The 17,774-nt window shown below is 54.8% G+C and carries 18 protein-coding genes; 7 read left to right on the top strand and 11 right to left on the bottom strand.

The window, feature by feature from the left end:
* Nucleotides 1–54 precede the first annotated feature (54 nt).
* Nucleotides 55–990 (top strand): hypothetical protein, encoded by a 936-nt coding sequence (locus B9A24_RS06370; protein ID WP_084444344.1) that lies wholly within the window; start codon nucleotides 55–57, stop codon nucleotides 988–990.
* Between the two features lie 91 nt (nucleotides 991–1,081).
* On the opposite strand, the gene lgt is transcribed toward B9A24_RS06370, so the two are convergent.
* From lgt to B9A24_RS06345, 5 genes are all read right to left on the bottom strand, one after another.
* Nucleotides 1,082–1,972 (bottom strand): prolipoprotein diacylglyceryl transferase, encoded by an 891-nt coding sequence (gene lgt, locus B9A24_RS06365; protein ID WP_143434793.1) that lies wholly within the window; start codon nucleotides 1,970–1,972, stop codon nucleotides 1,082–1,084.
* Nucleotides 1,973–2,109: 137 nt separating this feature from the next.
* Nucleotides 2,110–4,044 (bottom strand): NAD(+) synthase, encoded by a 1,935-nt coding sequence (nadE, locus tag B9A24_RS06360; RefSeq protein WP_084444343.1) that lies wholly within the window; start codon nucleotides 4,042–4,044, stop codon nucleotides 2,110–2,112.
* Nucleotides 4,045–4,165: 121 nt separating this feature from the next.
* Nucleotides 4,166–4,915 (bottom strand): ribonuclease III, encoded by a 750-nt coding sequence (rnc, locus tag B9A24_RS06355; RefSeq protein WP_084444342.1) that lies wholly within the window; start codon nucleotides 4,913–4,915, stop codon nucleotides 4,166–4,168.
* Nucleotides 4,915–6,165 (bottom strand): beta-ketoacyl-ACP synthase II, encoded by a 1,251-nt coding sequence (gene fabF / locus B9A24_RS06350; RefSeq protein WP_084444341.1) that lies wholly within the window; start codon nucleotides 6,163–6,165, stop codon nucleotides 4,915–4,917. The genes rnc and fabF overlap by 1 nt, the downstream gene beginning before the upstream one ends.
* Nucleotides 6,166–6,254: 89 nt before the next feature.
* A complete protein-coding gene (locus tag B9A24_RS06345) occupies nucleotides 6,255–6,491 on the bottom strand; it encodes an acyl carrier protein (RefSeq protein ID WP_073109216.1) in 237 nt (78 codons plus the stop codon).
* A 162-nt stretch (nucleotides 6,492–6,653) separates the two neighbouring features.
* On the opposite strand from B9A24_RS06345, the gene B9A24_RS06340 reads away from it, so the two are divergent.
* Both B9A24_RS06340 and pyk read left to right on the top strand, forming a co-directional pair.
* A complete protein-coding gene (locus tag B9A24_RS06340; protein WP_084444340.1) occupies nucleotides 6,654–7,082 on the top strand; it encodes an IPExxxVDY family protein in 429 nt (142 codons plus the stop codon).
* A 119-nt stretch (nucleotides 7,083–7,201) separates the two neighbouring features.
* Nucleotides 7,202–8,641 (top strand): pyruvate kinase, encoded by a 1,440-nt coding sequence (gene pyk / locus B9A24_RS06335; protein ID WP_084444339.1) that lies wholly within the window; start codon nucleotides 7,202–7,204, stop codon nucleotides 8,639–8,641.
* Between the two features lie 146 nt (nucleotides 8,642–8,787).
* Here the strand turns inward: pyk and rpsT are convergent, their stop codons facing one another.
* Nucleotides 8,788–9,048 carry a 30S ribosomal protein S20 gene (gene rpsT / locus B9A24_RS06330; RefSeq protein ID WP_084444338.1) on the bottom strand — a complete coding sequence of 87 codons (261 nt, stop codon included), beginning with the start codon at nucleotides 9,046–9,048 and terminating at the stop codon, nucleotides 8,788–8,790.
* A gap of 280 nt (nucleotides 9,049–9,328) precedes the next feature.
* Here rpsT and B9A24_RS06325 point away from each other — a divergent pair, with 280 nt between their 5' ends.
* Complete coding sequence (locus B9A24_RS06325; protein ID WP_084444337.1) at nucleotides 9,329–10,315, top strand: YheT family hydrolase; 987 nt, start codon at nucleotides 9,329–9,331, stop codon at nucleotides 10,313–10,315.
* A gap of 128 nt (nucleotides 10,316–10,443) precedes the next feature.
* Here the strand turns inward: B9A24_RS06325 and rsmG are convergent, their stop codons facing one another.
* From rsmG to B9A24_RS06305, 4 genes are read right to left on the bottom strand one after another with little or no spacing between them, the layout of a single operon-like run.
* Complete coding sequence (rsmG, locus tag B9A24_RS06320; RefSeq protein ID WP_084444336.1) at nucleotides 10,444–11,067, bottom strand: 16S rRNA (guanine(527)-N(7))-methyltransferase RsmG; 624 nt, start codon at nucleotides 11,065–11,067, stop codon at nucleotides 10,444–10,446.
* Nucleotides 11,068–11,096: 29 nt separating this feature from the next.
* Nucleotides 11,097–11,471, bottom strand: coding sequence for a hypothetical protein (locus B9A24_RS06315; RefSeq protein ID WP_084444335.1), 375 nt, complete (start codon nucleotides 11,469–11,471; stop codon nucleotides 11,097–11,099).
* 48 nt (nucleotides 11,472–11,519) lie between these two features.
* Nucleotides 11,520–12,143: an RNA polymerase sigma factor gene (locus tag B9A24_RS06310; protein WP_084444334.1), complete on the bottom strand. Its 624-nt coding sequence runs from the start codon at nucleotides 12,141–12,143 to the stop codon at nucleotides 11,520–11,522.
* Nucleotides 12,134–13,258, bottom strand: a complete 1,125-nt coding sequence (locus B9A24_RS06305) for a glycosyltransferase (RefSeq protein WP_159451965.1) — start codon at nucleotides 13,256–13,258, stop codon at nucleotides 12,134–12,136. The genes B9A24_RS06310 and B9A24_RS06305 overlap by 10 nt, the downstream gene beginning before the upstream one ends.
* 167 nt (nucleotides 13,259–13,425) lie before the next feature.
* On the opposite strand from B9A24_RS06305, the gene tgt reads away from it, so the two are divergent.
* From tgt to B9A24_RS06290, 3 genes are all read left to right on the top strand, one after another.
* A complete protein-coding gene (gene tgt, locus B9A24_RS06300; RefSeq protein WP_084444332.1) occupies nucleotides 13,426–14,556 on the top strand; it encodes a tRNA guanosine(34) transglycosylase Tgt in 1,131 nt (376 codons plus the stop codon).
* A gap of 84 nt (nucleotides 14,557–14,640) precedes the next feature.
* Nucleotides 14,641–15,717, top strand: a complete 1,077-nt coding sequence (locus tag B9A24_RS06295; protein ID WP_084444331.1) for an LptF/LptG family permease — start codon at nucleotides 14,641–14,643, stop codon at nucleotides 15,715–15,717.
* Between the two features lie 221 nt (nucleotides 15,718–15,938).
* Complete coding sequence (locus tag B9A24_RS06290) at nucleotides 15,939–16,841, top strand: DMT family transporter (protein ID WP_084444330.1); 903 nt, start codon at nucleotides 15,939–15,941, stop codon at nucleotides 16,839–16,841.
* A gap of 10 nt (nucleotides 16,842–16,851) precedes the next feature.
* On the opposite strand, the gene B9A24_RS06285 is transcribed toward B9A24_RS06290, so the two are convergent.
* Entirely contained in the window at nucleotides 16,852–17,664 is an 813-nt protein-coding gene (locus B9A24_RS06285) for a 4-(cytidine 5'-diphospho)-2-C-methyl-D-erythritol kinase (protein ID WP_084444329.1), read from the bottom strand.
* Nucleotides 17,665–17,774: the final 110 nt, after the last annotated feature.

The raw sequence follows: 17,774 nt of genomic DNA, 5'->3' as shown, positions 1-17,774 counted from the left end.
GTTGCTTATGTCCGCCGGGCAAGGCAACGTTTTTAGGTTTCTACACTCTCGTATATGCGCTTACTACCCGTCGTCACGCTGTCAATCAGCGCCTTACTTACCTGTAGCTGTTCGCAGGCTCAATCCGACGAAGCAGCATCAGGTGGCAAGACGGGCAAAAAGAAGGAGAAGCAGGAAAGCCTGGAAAATCGTCTTATCGAAGAATCAATACCAGGCTTGCGCCGCACGGGCTCGCTCAATAATGCAGTACCCGAAAGTTCGGGTCTGGCCCGCGCCGATCAGTCTGGCACCTTTTACACCCACGGCGACGCCGGCAACTCCCCTATCCTGTACAAGATCGACGCGACGGGCAAGCTGCTGTATGAAACCCGGCTTTCCGTACCAAACCAGGACTGGGAAAGCCTGGCACAGGACAACCGTGGCAATTTATTCGTGGTAGATGCCGGAAACAATAATAATAGCCGCCAGGACCTGGCTATTTACCGTCTCAATCCGGCCAGTCCCAAGCAAATAGGCACCATCCGATTTACTTACGCCGACCAGCGCAAATTTCCACCTGCTAAAAGCGAGCGCAACTTCGACTGCGAGGCAGCGCTCTGGCACGACGGCATGGTTTATCTTTTCACCCGTGACCGGGCCAACCAAACCACCAGCAAGGTTTACGCGGTATCTGATAAGCCCGGCCAGCAAACGGCCCGCCTCCTCACCAGCCTGCCCATCAACGGTGAGGTGACGGACGCTGACCTGAGCCCTGACGGTAAACGCTTGGCCTTACTGGGCAAGGAGGAGTTGTTTTTGTACGAGGGCGATACGTTTCAGGCCTTGCTTAAAGCCACACCCCAGCGTATAAACCTGCCGGGCGTGGGCCAAACGGAAGGTATTGTTTTCACTGACAGCCAGACCCTGGTTATCAGCACGGAAGAAGGATCGATTTACCAGTATACTTTGCAGGGCCAATCGAAATCTGGGGTGAACATCGGGGGCCAATGACTAATATATGAGGAAGCACTGGCAACATTATAGCCACAAAAAAGCCCCTCGGATTCGCTCTGGGGGGCTTTTTTGTGATCTTGAAAATAGGCTACTTCGATTTCACCATTTTTTCGGCTTTCTCGGCGGCGGCTCTTTCTTCTAAGTCGCGGGGGGCAAATCCGAAGGGGTTATTCGGCCATTTGCCGGCGCGCAGCAGCACCCACAACCCGACGAAAATCAGCGGAACGCTCAGTATCTGGCCCATATTCAGCACCATGCCGTTCTCAAAGTCCGACTGATCTTCCTTCAAAAACTCGATTAAAAAGCGGAAGGTAAACAGCAGCACCACGAACAAGCCAAATAATTGTCCCCTGGGCGTTTTTTCCTTGGTACGATTCCACATCAGGTACAATAACACCAGCAGAAACACGCAGAACAACGACTCATAAATCTGAGTGGGATGGCGTGGTACGGCTACCCCATTCACTAGGTGTTCCGTATCGCGCACAAACTTGAACGCCCACGGCACCGTGGTTTCATGGCCAAAAATCTCGGAGTTGAACAGGTTGCCCAAGCGAATGAGCGCGCCGCCCAGCGCCACCACAATGACGATGCGGTCGAGGGTCCAGAGGTAATCAAACTTATTGTTGCGACTGAAGTACCACACGGCCAGCAAAATACCGAGCGTAGCACCGTGGCTGGCCAGGCCGCCTTCCCAGATCTTAAGAATATCAAGGGGATGAGTCAGGTAGTAGCCAGGGTCGTAAAATAAGCAGTGCCCGAGACGCGCCCCCACTACGGTACCCACCAGCATATACACCGTAATTACATCGACCCACTGCGGCGACACACGCTCGGAGCGGTAGATGTGCGAGAGCACGAAAGTGCCCAGCACGAAGCCCGACATGAACAGCAGGCCGTACCAGCGCAGCGTGAGCGGACCGATCTTAACAATTTCGGGCGCAACGTCCCAGGTAATATAAGCGAGCAGCGATGTCATGCGAAGGCGAAAAAGAGATATAAGGGCAAAGGTAGTGGTTTGTAGGGGCGCATTGCACGCGCCCAGCCATTGGGCGCGGCGCTACCCTCGCGTACTAGTAAAATGGTGCAACAACTAGGCGCGGGCAACGCGCGTCCTTACAGCGCGGCCAGCTCCTGGGTGAAGCCGCCGCTTAGAATAGGAAAGCGCAGCCAAGAGCGCGGATCCACGTTATAATCATCGAGGTGAAAGGCGGGCGCGTAGCGTTCGCGCTTCCACTGGTTGCGCGCCCACAGCGAGTAGAAGCGCCTGACGTAGGTTTTGAGCTGTTCGGGGGTTATTGTGGTCTCTTCCCGCACCAGCGTAGCCAGCACCTGGCGGGGACTAAGTCGGTCGTAAAAAGCCAGGCGCTCAATACGATTGAGGAGCACGTAGGGCATCAGGTCGCGCTCGTCGGTTTGCTTGTCTTCCAGAGGTCGCAGCTCAGCCGTGGGCTGTAGGGCATTTACGTGGCGCAAAGCATGGTAGCCTAGCTCCTTTTCAGCCCAGCGCAGCCATTTTTTCACAAAATCCTTGTCGATGCCCGCAATGGGCGAAATGCTGCCGGCCGTGTCGCCATCCATGGTGCAGTAGCCTACGGAAGCTTCGGACCGGTTGGAGGTAGTGAGCAGCAGGCAGTTTTGCACGTTGGCCAGCAGCCAGATACCGGGTGCCCGCACCCGCGCCTGAATATTCTGCAGGGCCAGGTCATCAGTCTGCCAGGTCAGCGGCCGATCCAGCGCGTGCTCGATCTTGGCGACATACCCACGCACCTCCTCATCGATGGTCCAATCAAAGAAAATGCCCCCCAGCTCCTCAGCTAGCTCTTTAGCCGACTGAAAAGTATCATCGGAGGAGTTAACGGTGCCCTGATAAGCAGTGGTGAGCAAGCGACTGGTAATCTTTTGATTGACTGACTTCTGCTCTTGGTTGAGGAGGCTGAGCGAGGCATCTTTGGGGCCGGGCGCATGATGGTCGGGCACGGGTGCAACGGGGCCGACTAGTGTAGCAATTTCTTCGGCCGTAAAACAACCAGCACGGCGCATGAACTCCGCCGTGCCTAGCTCAGCGGTGCCCAGGCGCACCATTTCGGCCACGGCCACGGCACACATACACGAATCGGCGCCACCACTTAAGGAGAGCACGAAGCCGCGGCTGCGGGCCTTCCGCATATAGTCAAACAACGCTAAGCTAAGGGCCTGGTTCAACTCGCGATATTCATCGGGCGCGGGCAGTGGCACAACATCCGTAGGGGGCAAATCAACAGTGAAATCAACATCCACGCACTCCAGATCGACTTCCTTGAAGCTCAACAGTTGGTTGCGCAGCAGCAGATGCCCATTGCGCGCCACTAGTATTTCGCCATCATAAATAATACGCCCCGCTTCATTACCGAGTAGGTTAGCGTAGAGGTAAGTGCAGTTATACTTGCGCGAAGCCTGTAATACGAGCTGGTAGCGCACGTCCGTTTTGCTCATCGCAAAATGGCTGGCCGAGGGATTCACGATAAGCTGTACTCCGCGCTCCATTAAGCGCCCAGCGGGCCGGTCAGCGGCTGGGCGCCAGGCATCTTCGCATATCTCGAAGCCAAAACGCACGCTCTGGTGCTCAAAAATCAGGTCGCCCAGAGGCCACGCTTCATCCTGAAACTTAATGGTCGTGGTTTCGCCCGCAGGCCAGGAGTTAAAAAAGCGCGGCTCGTAGTGCACGCCGTCGTTGGCGAGAAACTGCTTGGCCGCGAAGCCCAGAATCTCGCCGTCGCGCAGCACGGCGGTGGTGTTATATGTACGGCCATCAATGCGTACAGGTAGCCCTACGCAAACCAGAATACCGTCCGTCCACGACCGAATCTGCTGCAAATATTCCAGCGCCGCCGCCGATAGCCAGTCACTCAGAAATAGGTCTTCGCAGCCGTAGCCCGTCAGGCACAGCTCAGGCAAGCACAGCAAATCGACACTGGCCGCTTTCGCCTGCTCAATGGCTTCGCGGATGGTGCGCAGGTTATGGTGCCAATCAAAAGGAATCTGGTTCAGGGCCGCGCCGGCTAGTCGCATGGAAAGATAGAATAGTTTAGCCAACAACTACTTTTTGCCCCCCAGAGTTACCTAAATCTCGGCGAACCTAGGCGTTTTGCCTCTGCGCTCCTCTGCGGAAACCCACTACCTGACCTAAACTTTACACGCCCAACGCCGTCAAGGCCCGCTCCGCTGCCGTCTGTTCGGCTTGTTTCTTCGAGAGGCCCATGCCCGTTGCTACGGCTTCGTCATCCACGAATACGGTAGCCGAAAACTCCATTACGCCACCCATCTGGGGTTCGCCAGCCAACTCGTAGCGCAAATGCTTGCCTTGGCGCTGCGTCCACTCGATAAGCTTGCTTTTGAAGTTAGCAGTCGTCGTCGTGAGCGACTTGACATCCACGTAAGGCTTAATCAGGCGCGCCAGCACAAATTTGCGGGCCGCTTTGTAGCCTTGGTCCAGATAAACAGCCCCCACCAGCGCCTCCAAGGCATTGCCATTCACAGACCGCGAGCGGGCCGCGCGGCTTTGGGTCGGATCAAGCTGCACCAGCTTATCCAGCCCAATTTTCAGCGCCAGCGCGTTCAAGCTTTCGCGGTTTACGATGCGGGAGCGCAGCTCGGTAAGGAACCCTTCCTGCTCGTAAGGGTACTTCCGAAACAGATACTCAGCCACCACCGTACCCAACACGGCATCGCCCAGAAACTCCAGGCGCTCATTGCTTTGGTTACGGCTTTTATCATTTTGCTGGCGCACTAATGACGAGTGCGTGAACGCCAGCTGATACAGCCGGATATTATCCGGAGCGCGGCCGGTGACCGTAGCAATGGCCTGGCGAAAAACCCTATCCTGCCCCAGCAACCGCCGGAAGAATCCGAACAGTGGAAGTGGCTGCCCCGGCCGTGTCATTAGCCTTGAAATTTGCGAAACAGAACCGACGTATTATGACCCCCAAAGCCGAAAGTATTGCTCAGCGTAATATTTATGTCCCGCTTCTGCGCTTCGTTAAAAGTAAAGTTTAGGCGTGGGTCTAATTCGGGGTCGGCAGTGAAGTGGTTGATGGTGGGCGGAATCACGCCGTGCTGTAAGGCCAGAATACACGCTATGGCCTCAATTCCACCAGCCCCACCCAACAAGTGACCGGTCATGCTCTTGGTAGAGCTAATATTCAGGTTGTAAGCATGCTCACCGAATACCTTCTCAATAGCTTTCACCTCGGCTCCATCGCCGAGGGGCGTACTGGTACCGTGGGTGTTAATGTAATCCACGTCCTCAGGACCGATACCGGCGTCACGCAGAGCATTTTGCATCACCAACACCACGCCGTTGCCCTCAGGGTCGGGGGCCGTGATATGGTAAGCATCCGAAGACATACCACCACCGATTATCTCGGCGTAGATTTTTGCCCCCCGAGCTATCGCGTGCTCATATGCTTCTAAAATGATAGCGCCGCCGCCCTCACCAAGTACAAAGCCGTCCCGCTCCTTATCATAGGGACGGGAGGCCGCCTCGGGCGCGTCGTTGCGCTCACTCATAGCTTTCAGGGCATTAAAGCCACCTACTCCTGCTTCTGTAATGGCCGCTTCTGAGCCGCCGGTTACCATTACATCAGCCAGGTTGAGGCGGATATAATTGTAAGCGGCCACAATAGAGTCGGACGAGGACGCGCAAGCCGAGGTCGTCACGAAGTTTGGCCCCCGAAACTTGTGGCGGATAGAGATGTTGCCCGACGAGCTGTCAGCAATCATCTTCGGGATGAAGAAGGGGTTGTAGCGCGGGGTGCCGTCGCCCTTAGCAAAGCTGAAGCACTCCTCCTGAAAGGTTTTGAGGCCACCGATACCGGAGCCCCAGATAACACCTACCCGGTCGCGATTTACTCCCTCCAGCAAGCCCGCGTCGTGAATGGCTTCGTCGCTGGCAATGATGGCAAACTGCGTGAAGAAATCCATCTTACGGCCTTCTTTGCGCTCGAAATAATCGTCCGGGTTGTAGCCTTTTACCTCGCAGGCAAAGCGGGTCTTGAACTTACTGGCGTCAAAACGCGTGATGGGCGCTGCACCGCTTACGCCCCTCGACAAGCCATCCCAATATTCGGTAACGGTTTTGCCAAGAGGCGTAAGGGCACCAAGGCCGGTCACAACAACTCTCCGAAGAGACATAGGCTAACGGGAGAAATTAAAAAGCAAAACGGCCGGCGGCGGGCCGGCCGGTAAGCAATAAAACGGGGTACGGCTTAGAAGCCGTCAGGTTATTTGGCGTGCTCTTCGAGGTAGCTGATAGCTTGACCCACGGTGGCGATGTTCTCGGCCTGGTCGTCGGGGATAGACACGTTGAATTCTTTTTCGAACTCCATAATCAGCTCGACGGTATCCAATGAATCGGCGCCCAAATCGTTGGTGAAGCTCGCTTCCGGCGTTACTTCCGAGGCTTCAACGCCAAGCTTGTCGATGATAATGGCTTTTACTTTTTCTGCAATTTCAGACATTTCCGTGGGGGTTTAGAGAAAACTCGGCACAAATAACACTAACTTCCCTAACATTGTCAAACCAACCACCCCGAATCTTGCAGATACAAGATTACGGCCGAGCCAGTTCCTGTAAGCTCCTGCGGTCCGTTGTTTTGTTCTGCTTAAGCCCGCAAGCACCCTATGAAAATGCTAACGCTGGACGTTGAGTATGACTGTGATTTTGAGTTGTTTGGCCTCGTTTCATCGAGCCGGGAACATACCTTGGCCTGGACGCTGAATCAGGCGCTACGCTTGCGCTTGGTGAAGCAGCAGGACCTGGTATATGACCTCTTAACAAAAGGTCGTTTAGTTATCAGCAATTATTTGTACGCCACTGAAACGCTTACTTTACGGCTGTTGCGCAACCGCTCCGCAGACCCATCGCCACTAAAAAAGCCGTTTCTTGCCCCTGATATTAAAGAGTACGACTATCTGCTACAGGTTAGCAATGGTTCGGGTGCCCTAGCAGCCAGCGAATTGATGGACCAACTCACGGCCTTACCTGCTGTGCAGTACGTATGCCAGTTCGACCCTAATGAGTTGAAGTTTAAAGAAAACCTGCTGTTTTGATGTAACACCAACCAAAGGACGGCGCAGCTAAGCTCCAGTTTGGTTCTTCAGCAGTATAAAATGCCCCCCAACCTCATCGTTCACTGATTCACCAAGCTGGAGCTTGGTGCTACTTGCTTATGGAACCTCGTCCGCATTTCAATAAAACCAAAATTGTGGCCACCGTTGGCCCCGCCTCTAACACGTACGAACGCCTGGGTACGCTTATCCGTGAGGGGGTCGATGTGTTTCGCCTCAACTTCTCGCACGGCTCTTACGAGGACCATTTAGCTGTAATTAACAATGTGCGCCGCCTGAACAAGGATATCCGCACCAATGTAGGCTTGCTGCAAGACCTGCAGGGACCCAAAATCCGCCTCGGTGACGTAGAAGGCGGTGGCGTTGAAATTAAGCCCGGCGATAAGATTAAGCTCGTGTGCGGGGAAAAGGAAATCAGCACCGCCACACGCTTAAGCACCATTTACATGGGCTTGGCCCGCGATGTGAAGGCGGGCGACATGATTCTGATTGACGACGGCAAAATTGAGCTACGGGTGCTGGCCACCGACCGTGAGCAGGAAGTAGACGTGGAAGTGATATACGGAGGCCTTGTGAAGCCTCGCAAAGGCATAAACCTGCCTGACTCAGACGTATCAGCCCCCTCGATGACGGAGAAGGACATTGAGGACCTGAAATTCGGTCTGGAACACGACGTGGATTGGGTAGCCCTCTCGTTTGCCCGCCGGGCTGAGGATATCCGCTTTATTAAATCATTGATTGCAGAAAGCGGTAAGCAGACGCGCGTGGTTGCGAAAATTGAAACGCCGGAAGCCTTACGCAACATCGACGAGATCATTGCGCTGACCGACGCCGTAATGGTGGCCCGCGGCGACCTGGGTGTGGAGATAAACGGTGGTGAGGTGCCACTGGCTCAGAAGATGATTATCGAGAAGTGCAATAAGCTCGGTAAACCCGTCATTGTTGCTACGCAGATGATGGAAAGTATGATTACAAATCCGCGCCCCACCCGCGCCGAAACCAATGACGTAGCCAACGCTGTGCTCGATGGCGCCGATGCCCTCATGCTATCCGCCGAAACGGCCGTGGGTGAGTATCCGGTAGAGGTAATTCGCTCCATGGTAAACACCGTCCGTAGCGTTGAGACTCACGCTAATAATATTTTCCATCGCTTCCACCCCATCGACCCGGCCGCGCCGTCCTTTATGGTCGACAGCGTGCTGTCAGCGGCCGTGCACTTAGCCCGTAATACCAAAGCCAGCGCCATTACCGGCCTGACGCACCGGGGCTATACGGCCTTCCAAATTGCCAAATACCGCCCCAAAGCTGATATCTTCGTCTTCACCGACACCCGCGACCTGCTGACGGTGTTAAGCCTAGTGTGGGGCGTACGCGCCTTCTATTACGACCGCATGGTGAGCACCGACAATACCGTGTCGGATATCAAGTATGTGCTGACCACCACCGGCAACCTAAAACAGGGAGACGTATTTATTAATACGGCTTCTATACCTATCAACGAGAAAGGCAAGACGAACATGGTGAAGGTAAGCGTGGCTTAAGTGTCATTCTGAGCAAAGTGAGGAATCTGAGTTCGACAGGTGGTATTCAGATTACTCGCTTTGCTCAGAATGACACAAACATGAAAAGGCCCTGCACTTGCGCGCAGGGCCTTTTCTATGATGGAGCAGAAAGCCTCTTAAATAAATTAAGCGGCAGCCAGCGAGTTCACGAACTTGGTCAGGCTAGATTTATTGTTAGCTGCCTTATTCTTGTGAATGATGTTCTTTTTGGCCAGACGGTCCAGCATGGACGATACTTTCTTCAGCAGCTCTTGTGCTTCGGTAGCATCGGTGGCAGCACGCAGCTTTTTGATAGCGGTGCGGGTAGATTTGGCCTGGTAACGGTTCAACACGCGCTTGGCTTCGTTGGAACGGATGCGCTTGAGGGCCGACTTATGATTCGCCATGAGATGGAAATAGTGACGTTCTGCTCGATTTAAAATTCAGTTGGGGTGGCAAAGGTAAGGCTTTGGATGGAAATACCAAATAGCTCCCCTCGACTTTCTCTTAACGCCGAAGCAAACAACTGAATGAACGCTGTACTGTACTATCCAGCCCTGTCATCCTTAACTAAACAGCGAAGGTATGCATGACGAACTTTTTCTCGTTTGTATACTTTTAAGAGTGAATTTTTTTGTATTTTAGAGTACACCGCCGGGCAAACGCCAATTCAACGCTCTCTGGCATATGCCGCTAATCCCGCACTCCCGCTATCAGCCGCCGTTTTATATGTTTAACGGCCATTTGCAAACCATCGTGCCCAGCCTGTGGCGCTCGGTACCCGACGTGCGCTACCAGCGCGAACGGGTAGAAACTGACGATGGCGACTTTCTAGATTTGGACTGGTCGCAGGCCTCCGCAGGCCAGAGAGCTGATACATTGGCCATCGTCTCGCATGGTTTGGAAGGTGACGCTGGCCGGCCTTACGTGCGGGGCATGGTGCGGGCCCTAAACCGCGCCAGCTTCGATGCCCTGGCCTGGAACTACCGCAGTTGTAGCGGCGAGATGAATCGGCTGCTTCGCTCTTACCACCTCGGCGACACCGACGACCTCGATTTCGTGGTGCGCTATGCTCTTGGGGTTGGCCATTACCGCCGCATATATCTCACTGGCTTTTCGGCGGGTGGCAACGTAACCCTAAAATACTTAGGCGAGAAGACTGACCGCGTACCCGCCCAGGTGCAGCGGGCCGCCGTGTTTTCAGTCCCAACTGATCTTAAGTCCAGCTCTCAGCACATCGCCCGCCCTGAAAACCGGGTGTATTTGAACCGGTTTTTGAAGTCGCTACGGGCCAAAATGCGTCAGAAGGCCGAGTTGCTGCCGGGGCAGGTGAATGTAGAAAACCTTGATGAGCTGCGCGACTTTTTGCAGTTCGACGACCGGTTCACGGCTCCTATGCACGGCTTCAAATCGGCCGACGATTACTACGAGCATTCCAGCTCGGGGCGCTACTTACAGGATATTCGGGTGCCTACGCTGATAGTGAATGCGGAGAATGATCCATTTTTGCCCCCCGCGTGCTTTCCCCGCGACGCGGCAGCTAATAGCCAATTCGTGTTCCTGGAAACGCCCCGCGAAGGGGGCCACGTAGGTTTTCCTGAAGGTAGCCCTGATGGTGCCTACTACTCGGAGCGCCGGGCTATTGAGTTTTTGACCGCGGAAGTACCGGCGTAAAGATTTATACCTGCTATTATGGGTGCTTCCCAGGAACGCGCCGTGGCGCGTTTAGCGTCCATAATGATCCTGTTTTAGCAGAAAATACCCCCCAATGGCCCTTACGTCGAACGCGCCGTGGCGCGTTGCTACCCAGCGGTAGCAGGTACAAAAACGACTTTTTTTGTCTCGAAAAACTCTTCGGTGAAATAGGCGCTTAACTCAAAAAGCGTGGCTGGCAATCCTGCTTCAGCTATTTCCTCCGTCAAATCACCGCCCTTCAGATAGTAAAGACCACTGTTGGCAGCACTGGCAGGCTTGTAGCGGTGAGCAATCCAGGTATGAAAGGTTGCCAGGCGCGCTACGGCCCTACTGACGACGTAATCAAACTTGGGGCGTACCTGCTCGGCGCGGGTTTGCTCGGCCGTCACATTGGCTAGGTGCAGTGCCAGCGCCATTTCCCGTACGGCATGGATCTTCTTACCAATGCTATCAACGAGGTGAAATTTCACCTCGGGAAATAGGATAGCCAGCGGCAAGCCAGGCAGACCGCCGCCAGTGCCCACGTCCAGCACCGAGCTACCAGCGGCAAACTCCACTACCTTCGCAATACCTAAAGAGTGCAGCAAGTGACGCTCCGCAAGGTTTTCTACATCGGTGCGCGCCACGAGGTTCAGGCGCTCGTTCCAGCTTTTGAACTCGCCTTCAAGCTGCTGAAAGCGCTGGCGCTGCTGATCGGTGAGGTGGGGAAAGTAGTGCTGAATCAGGTCCATGGGGCAAAAGTAGCGCGGAAATGCGCTTGTTAGACGGAAAGAAGCAGCCTTTGTCTTCTCCGCCTGAACTGCCAGACAGTAATAATTCCTAACAATGAACCAACCAGGCTACCAATTGCCGAGGCAACGAACGGTCCTATAAAAATGGTAGCTGCTGTGGTAAGCATTTGTAGGGGCTGAAGTATACGAGGAAGCGAAAGCAACGCCAAGAGTTTAGCCACACCCAGCGCCCCAACGAATAAAGCAATGTTACCCAGCAGAAAACCTGGAATGGACCCAATTGCTACCGCAACTAAATAAATGCTCCAAGGCCGAAAACTAGCGCTAAATCTTACTGCTACCGCAGCCATCAATAACCCCACGAGCCACAAGACAAAAATTGGAAGGATAAAGAAGTACGGCATAACTAAATGTATAGAAAAAGCCCCCCAGAAAATATCTGGGGGGCTTTTTTAAATGATGTGCTTCTTGTTCTTCACCATGTCATAGAGCAATTCGCGGGCGCGGTGCAGCTGGGCTTTCACGGTGCCGAGCGGGGCTTTAAGCTCAGTGGCGATTTCTTCGTAGCTCAGCTCATCGAAATAGCGTAGCGTGACCAGGCGCTGATACTTATCGGGCAGGCGCGACACAACGTGCTGCATGATTTCAATCTTCTGGTTTTTGATGGCCGACTCCTGGGGATTCAGGTTCTGGTCGCGGAAATCGATGGTGATTTCATCGCCATTGTCAATCTTGATAGCCGAGTCAATCGACATCGTCTTGATCTTATTCTTGCGAATAAAGTCGATGCAGTTGTTGGTGGCAATGCGGAACAGCCAGGTACTGAAGGCGTATTCGGGGTTGAATTTGTGCAGGTTGCGGAAAGCTTTGGCGAAGGCCTCGATGGTTAAGTCTTCGGCGTCGTCGGGGTTGCGCACCATCTTGAGCACTACGTGGTACACCGGCTTCTTGTAAATCTGCATGAGCTCGGCGTAAGCTTTCTCGTCGCCCTGCTCAACGGCGGCGCGGATCAGCTTGAAGTCATGCTTGGCTTTGGCGGAGAATTGTTTCTGTATTTCCTGGTTGTTTACTTCCATCGGAGGGTGCGGTAGAGGAACAGCGAAATTCCCAGAGCGAGATAATTAAAAAAATAAGCTGCGTCGAGGACTGGTAACAGCCAAAAAGGCAGACGGTCGGCTAAGTGACGGCCGAGTCGCGCGTAGGTTGCGCTCATCGCCCCCGTGCGCACTGCCCATATGACGGCCAAAGGTATCCAATCGGGCCGGGAAAATACGAGCAAAATTGCTGTGAAATAAAAAAGTAGATTAGTACCAATAAACGTTCCAATTCGGACCTGATCTTTCCAGGTATACCGCGGGCCGGCCGACAGATGACGTCGCTTTTGCCGCCACCAAGCCCTCCACGTTTGGGCTGGCCAGCTAATAGTTTGCGCGGCCGGTTGTGCTTGCACCCCCACTCGCTGCCCCTGCGCCACGGCATCCTGCACCAGCAGGTCGTCGTCGCCGCCCAAGCGCCGCAAGTGAGAAGCAAAGCCTTTGGTAGCCTGAAAACAGCTTTTGGTATACGCCAGATTTCGCCCCACTCCCATGTAGGGATACCCACGCCACGCGAACGACAAATACTGGGCGCCGGTCAGCAAGGTTTCAAACCGGATGAGCTTATTCAGAAAACCCGGCGCGGACGCGTAGGCCGAATAGCCAAGCACTAGGTCGGCGGGCCGGGCAAAGCCGCTTTGCATGGTGCTGATCCACTGATTCGTAGCTGGCCAGCAGTCGGCATCGGTGAAGAGAAGGTGCTTGTAGCGGGCGGCTTTGATACCGAGTGTAAGCGCGTATTTCTTAGGCGAAAGCCCGACCGGCGTGGCCAGCACCGATACCAGACGCATGTGCGGGTAAATCTGGGTGAACTGCTGAACCAGGCCGGCCGTGCCATCAGTAGAGCGGTCATCAATCAGAAGTATCTCAAAGTCCGCCGGGTAGTTTTGCTGTATTAGCAGTGGCAGCAGCCGACGCAGGTTCTCCAGCTCATTATGGGCGCACACCAGCACCGAAACAGGCTCTGCGGCACCTTTGGGTAGCAAATCAGGCACCGGGCGCCGGGTAAAGGACAAAAAATAATAGCCCGCATAATAGAGCTGCACCAGCACGCAGCCGAGCAGCAGCCAAATGGCGGGTGAATAGTTGAAAGGCAAAGTGTCGGTATAAATCAGGGGGCAAAAGTAGGCATTCGGCGTACCTTTGCTTTTCTAACGTCGGTTCCCGCAGAGGGCGCAGAAGGTTTCGCAGAAGTCGCGAAGGGTGTTCTTCTGCGTCATCTGCGAAACCCTCTGCGCCCTCTGCGGGAACTCCTCCAGCACATATGACCTTTGATTTAGTAGCCCACGATCCGCAAACTAAAGCCCGCGCCGGCGTAGTACACACCGCCCACGGCAGCATTGAGACGCCGATTTTTATGCCCGTCGGCACGGCCGGCACCGTGAAGGCCGTGCAGCAGCGCGACCTCACCCACGACGTGCAGGCCCAGATTATCCTCGGCAATACCTATCACCTGTACCTGCGGCCCGGCCTTGACATTCTGCGCCAGGCCGGCGGCTTGCACAAGTTCAACGGCTGGGACCGGCCCATTTTGACCGACAGCGGCGGCTACCAGGTGTACTCTTTAAGTAACACGCGCAAGATCAAGGAGGAAGGCGTCAAGTTTCGCTCCCACATTGATGGCTCCCAGCATTTGTTTTCGCCCGAGGGCGTGATGGATATTCAGCGCACCATCGGGGCCGATATTATCATGGCTTTCGACGAGTGTACGCCCTGGCCCTGCGAGTACGACTACGCCCGCCGCTCCTTGGATATGACGCACCGCTGGCTCACGCGCTGCATTCAACGCTTCGACAGCACCGAGGGCCACTACGGCTACGAGCAGACGCTTTTTCCCATCGTGCAGGGCAGCACCTTCAAAGATTTACGCATTAAGTCGGCGGAGTTTATCGCCGAGCAGCAGCGCGAAGGCAATGCCATCGGCGGCCTGAGCGTGGGCGAGCCGGCCGAGCTGATGTACGAAATGACGGAGCTGGTCTGTGATATTTTGCCCCCCGACAAGCCCCGCTACCTCATGGGCGTGGGCACGCCGGCCAACATCCTGGAAAACATCGCGCTGGGCGTGGATATGTTCGATTGCGTGATGCCGACGCGCAACGCCCGCAACGGCATGCTGTTTACCACCCAGGGCATCATGAACATCACAAATAAGAAGTGGGCCACCGATTTTGAGCCCATTGATGCTGAACTAGGCGGCTACGTGAGTACGTTTTATTCGCGCTCATACGTTCGGCATTTGTTTCAGAGCCAAGAAATGCTGGGTCCCCAGATTGCTTCTATCCACAACCTTACTTTCTACCTCTGGCTGGTGCGGCAGGCGCGGACGCACATCATCGCTGGCACCTTCTGGGAGTGGAAGGAGAAGATGGTAAAACAGGTAATGACGCGGTTGTAAATCAATGAGCAATGGATAATTGAGTAGTGAACAATGCCGTTCTAATTACTCATTATTCACTGCTCATTATTAATTGACTACAAAGTGAAGATTCTCGATAAATACATCCTCCAAAAATTTCTCACCGCGTTTTTGTTCACGGTGATAATGCTGGTGGCCGTTATTTGCGTGATTGACTTCACGGAAAAAAACGATGATTTCATCAAGTACAACCTGTCGGCCAAGACAATAATCTTTGACTACTACGTCAATCTATTTCCTTACTTCGCCAATCTGCTTTCGCCGATAACAGTATTTATTGCTGTCGTTTTCGTGACGGCTCAGCTGGCTTCGCGCACCGAAATAGTGGCAATTCTGGCCAGTGGCATCAGCTTTCCCCGCTTACTGGTGCCGTATGTGCTGGGGGGGGCAATTATCGGTACGGCTACGTTCGGGCTTATTGGCTGGATCATTCCGAAAGCCAACAAAACGCGGGTAGAGTTTGAGCGCAAGTACACGAAGCGGCAGTTTCGCTTCGATCAGCGCAACGTCCATATTAAAGTAGGTCCGCGCAGCTACGCCTACATGGAGAGCTACGATAACACGAATAATATCGGCTACCGCTTCGCCCTCGAAACCATTGATGGTACCGTGCTCAAGCGCCGCCTCACGGCCGACGCCATTACCTGGGACTCCGTAAAACGAGCCTGGCGCCTCTCGCCTCAGCTGGTCCGCACCTTCAACGGGCAGCGCGAAAGCCTGAAGTCCTATCCCACGCGCGACACCACTTTCAACCTGTATCCGAAGGATTTTGCCAGCACCTACCGTCTAGCCGAAACCCTCACGCTGCCTGAGCTGAACGCCTACACCCAGCAAAAAATCGACCGCGGTGCCAGCGACACACAGACGTATCTGAGCGAAAAATACGAGCGCTACGCTTATCCGTTCGCCATTCTCATTCTGACCGTGATTGGCGTCATTCTAAGCGCGGGTAAGTCGCGCAGCGGTGTGGGGGGCAAAATCGCGCTGGGCTTCGTGCTGGCTTTCATCTTCATCTTCTTCGTGATTTTGAGCCGCAACCTGGCGGCCGTAGGCACGATGTCGCCGATGCTGGCGGCGTGGGTCCCTAGTATGGTGTTTTCGGTAATTGGCCTTGTTTTGTATCGGCTGGTACCGAAATAGGTACCTCAACCCCTAGCCGTTCAACGGAGGCCTCACCCCCTAGCCCCCTGCCCCAAGGAGAGGGGGAACTGGTTTCTAGTTCTATAGACCTAACTATATTTTCTAGTTTCTTAGTTTCTAGAGCTAGTCCCCCCTTCTCCCCGAGGAGAATGGGCTAGGGATTGAGGTCACTACCAGAGTGGGCATCAACTCTTTAATGAATAAGAAATCACCCCTTAAACATGCTCAAAGATTACCTGCGCCTGCACTTTATTGTCCTGTTGTGGGGCTTCACAGCTATTCTGGGCAAGCTTATTTCGGTGCCGCCGGTGGAGCTGGTATTCTGGCGGACGCTGCTGGCTACCATCGGCTTAGGCCTGCTGCTTACCCTCAAAAAGCAAAGCCCGCGCATTCCGCTGGGCCAGGCGGTGCGGTTGCTAAGCGTGGGCGCATTGGTGGCGGTGCACTGGATTACCTTCTTCTTGGCGGCTCGTCTTTCCTCCGTTAGCGTGTGCTTGGCGGGCATGGCGACGCTAGCGCTCTGGACTTCACTGCTGGAGCCCCTGTTGCTGTGGCGGCGAGTGCGGAGCTACGAGGTCTTCCTGGGTTTGCTGACGATGGTGGGGCTGTATCTGGTGTCGCAGGCCGAGTTTGACCAACTATTGGGGCTGGGTGTTGCCATCCTGTCGGCGGGTTTGTCGGCGTTGTTTAGCGTGCTCAATGTCAAGCTCGTGAAACAGCATTCGCCCCTGCGCCTGACGTTTTATGAGATGATGGGTGCCTGCTTATCCGTGGTACTGTTTTTCCCGGTTTATAGTCTGTATTTTACCGATGGTGCCGGCCTGCGGCTCACCCTGGCCGCCTGGGATTGGGTGTGGCTGCTGGTGCTGGCCGGCGTGTGTACGGTTTACGCTTTTTCGGCTTCAATTGAATTGATGAAGCGTTTGTCGGCCTTCGTTATCAACCTGACTACCAACCTGGAGCCCGTGTACGGCATCGTGCTGGCCGTGCTGATTTTTGGGTCGGAAGAAAAGATGTCGGGGGGCTTTTATCTGGGCACGCTGGTCATTCTGTTCAGCGTACTCATTCACCCCGTGCTCGACCAATGGAATCAGCGGCGGCAGCGGCCCGCCACCGTAGTATAGCCACCGACCGTTACAATACGCCGCTCCACACCAGATAATCGGTCGCTGCGGGCAGGCTGGGGGGCATTTCCTGGCCCGGAAACAGTCCATATACCGCCGAGCCGGAGCCCGACAGGCTCGCATACACGGCACCGGCCGCATACAGCGCCCCCTTCAGCTCGCCCAGCACCGGGTAGTGGGGCGTCAGGGCGTCCTCGAAATTATTGCTGACGGTGTCGCGCCACGCTTTCATGGGCTGGGCCAAGCTCGCGCGCAGGTCGTGGCGGGGCGGGCGGGGCACGACGCGGGCGTAGGCTTCGGCCGTGCTGATATGCAGATTGGGATAGATAACCTTGCAGGCTGTGCCCGTCAGATTTAAGGTGATGGGAGTGAATGCATCGCCTTTTTCGTGGGCGAATACGGGCGTGTTCTGAATGAAAAACGCGCAGTCGCTGCCTAAGCGGCGGGCATAGCCTTCCAGCGTTTCGGGGGGCAAATTCAGGTCAAATAGGTCGTTCAGAGCCCGGAGCGCAAACGCCGCATCGGCGGAGCCCCCGCCCAAACCGGCTCCGATGGGCACTACTTTGTGCAGATGCATTTGTACGGGGGGCAAATCGAAGTCGGCCCGCAGCAGCTCGTAGGCCCGCCAGCATAAATTCGTGCTGGGCTCTCCCGGAATTGGAATGCCCGTCAGAGAAAGAGAACCGGAAGTAGCAGGCAGCACCTCTAGCGCATCGCTCCACGGCAGCGGCACAAACACCGATTCGAGGTTGCGAAAACCATCGGGACGCAGGCCGGTGATGTATAAACCAAGGTTGAGCTTGGCATTCGGAAAAACGAGCATAGGAAATAGCGTAAGCGTTGGCCGGTGGGTTTAGCAGGCAACAGGGGAACACCAAAACCCAAACCTACCTCAAACCACGAAAGCTTGCGCTACGAACGCTTTAGAAAACG

The sequence above is a fragment of the Hymenobacter roseosalivarius DSM 11622 genome, assembly GCF_900176135.1.
Classification (GTDB): domain Bacteria; phylum Bacteroidota; class Bacteroidia; order Cytophagales; family Hymenobacteraceae; genus Hymenobacter; species Hymenobacter roseosalivarius.
Note: the sequence above shows the minus strand (reverse complement) of the source record. Positions and strands in the feature narration are given on the sequence as shown.

Coding starts and splice junctions, on each gene's coding strand:
- B9A24_RS06285 (WP_084444329.1), bottom strand. CDS start 17,664: ATGCTCGTTTTTCCGAATGCCAAGCTCAACCTTGGTTTATACATCACC.
- pyk (WP_084444339.1), top strand. CDS start 7,202: ATGGAACCTCGTCCGCATTTCAATAAAACCAAAATTGTGGCCACCGTT.
- fabF (WP_084444341.1), bottom strand. CDS start 6,165: ATGTCTCTTCGGAGAGTTGTTGTGACCGGCCTTGGTGCCCTTACGCCT.
- B9A24_RS06345 (WP_073109216.1), bottom strand. CDS start 6,491: ATGTCTGAAATTGCAGAAAAAGTAAAAGCCATTATCATCGACAAGCTT.
- rsmG (WP_084444336.1), bottom strand. CDS start 11,067: ATGGACCTGATTCAGCACTACTTTCCCCACCTCACCGATCAGCAGCGC.
- tgt (WP_084444332.1), top strand. CDS start 13,426: ATGACCTTTGATTTAGTAGCCCACGATCCGCAAACTAAAGCCCGCGCC.
- B9A24_RS06315 (WP_084444335.1), bottom strand. CDS start 11,471: ATGCCGTACTTCTTTATCCTTCCAATTTTTGTCTTGTGGCTCGTGGGG.
- rnc (WP_084444342.1), bottom strand. CDS start 4,915: ATGACACGGCCGGGGCAGCCACTTCCACTGTTCGGATTCTTCCGGCGG.
- B9A24_RS06310 (WP_084444334.1), bottom strand. CDS start 12,143: ATGGAAGTAAACAACCAGGAAATACAGAAACAATTCTCCGCCAAAGCC.
- B9A24_RS06370 (WP_084444344.1), top strand. CDS start 55: ATGCGCTTACTACCCGTCGTCACGCTGTCAATCAGCGCCTTACTTACC.
- rpsT (WP_084444338.1), bottom strand. CDS start 9,048: ATGGCGAATCATAAGTCGGCCCTCAAGCGCATCCGTTCCAACGAAGCC.
- lgt (WP_143434793.1), bottom strand. CDS start 1,972: ATGACATCGCTGCTCGCTTATATTACCTGGGACGTTGCGCCCGAAATT.
- B9A24_RS06340 (WP_084444340.1), top strand. CDS start 6,654: ATGAAAATGCTAACGCTGGACGTTGAGTATGACTGTGATTTTGAGTTG.
- B9A24_RS06290 (WP_084444330.1), top strand. CDS start 15,939: ATGCTCAAAGATTACCTGCGCCTGCACTTTATTGTCCTGTTGTGGGGC.
- B9A24_RS06325 (WP_084444337.1), top strand. CDS start 9,329: ATGCCGCTAATCCCGCACTCCCGCTATCAGCCGCCGTTTTATATGTTT.
- nadE (WP_084444343.1), bottom strand. CDS start 4,044: ATGCGACTAGCCGGCGCGGCCCTGAACCAGATTCCTTTTGATTGGCAC.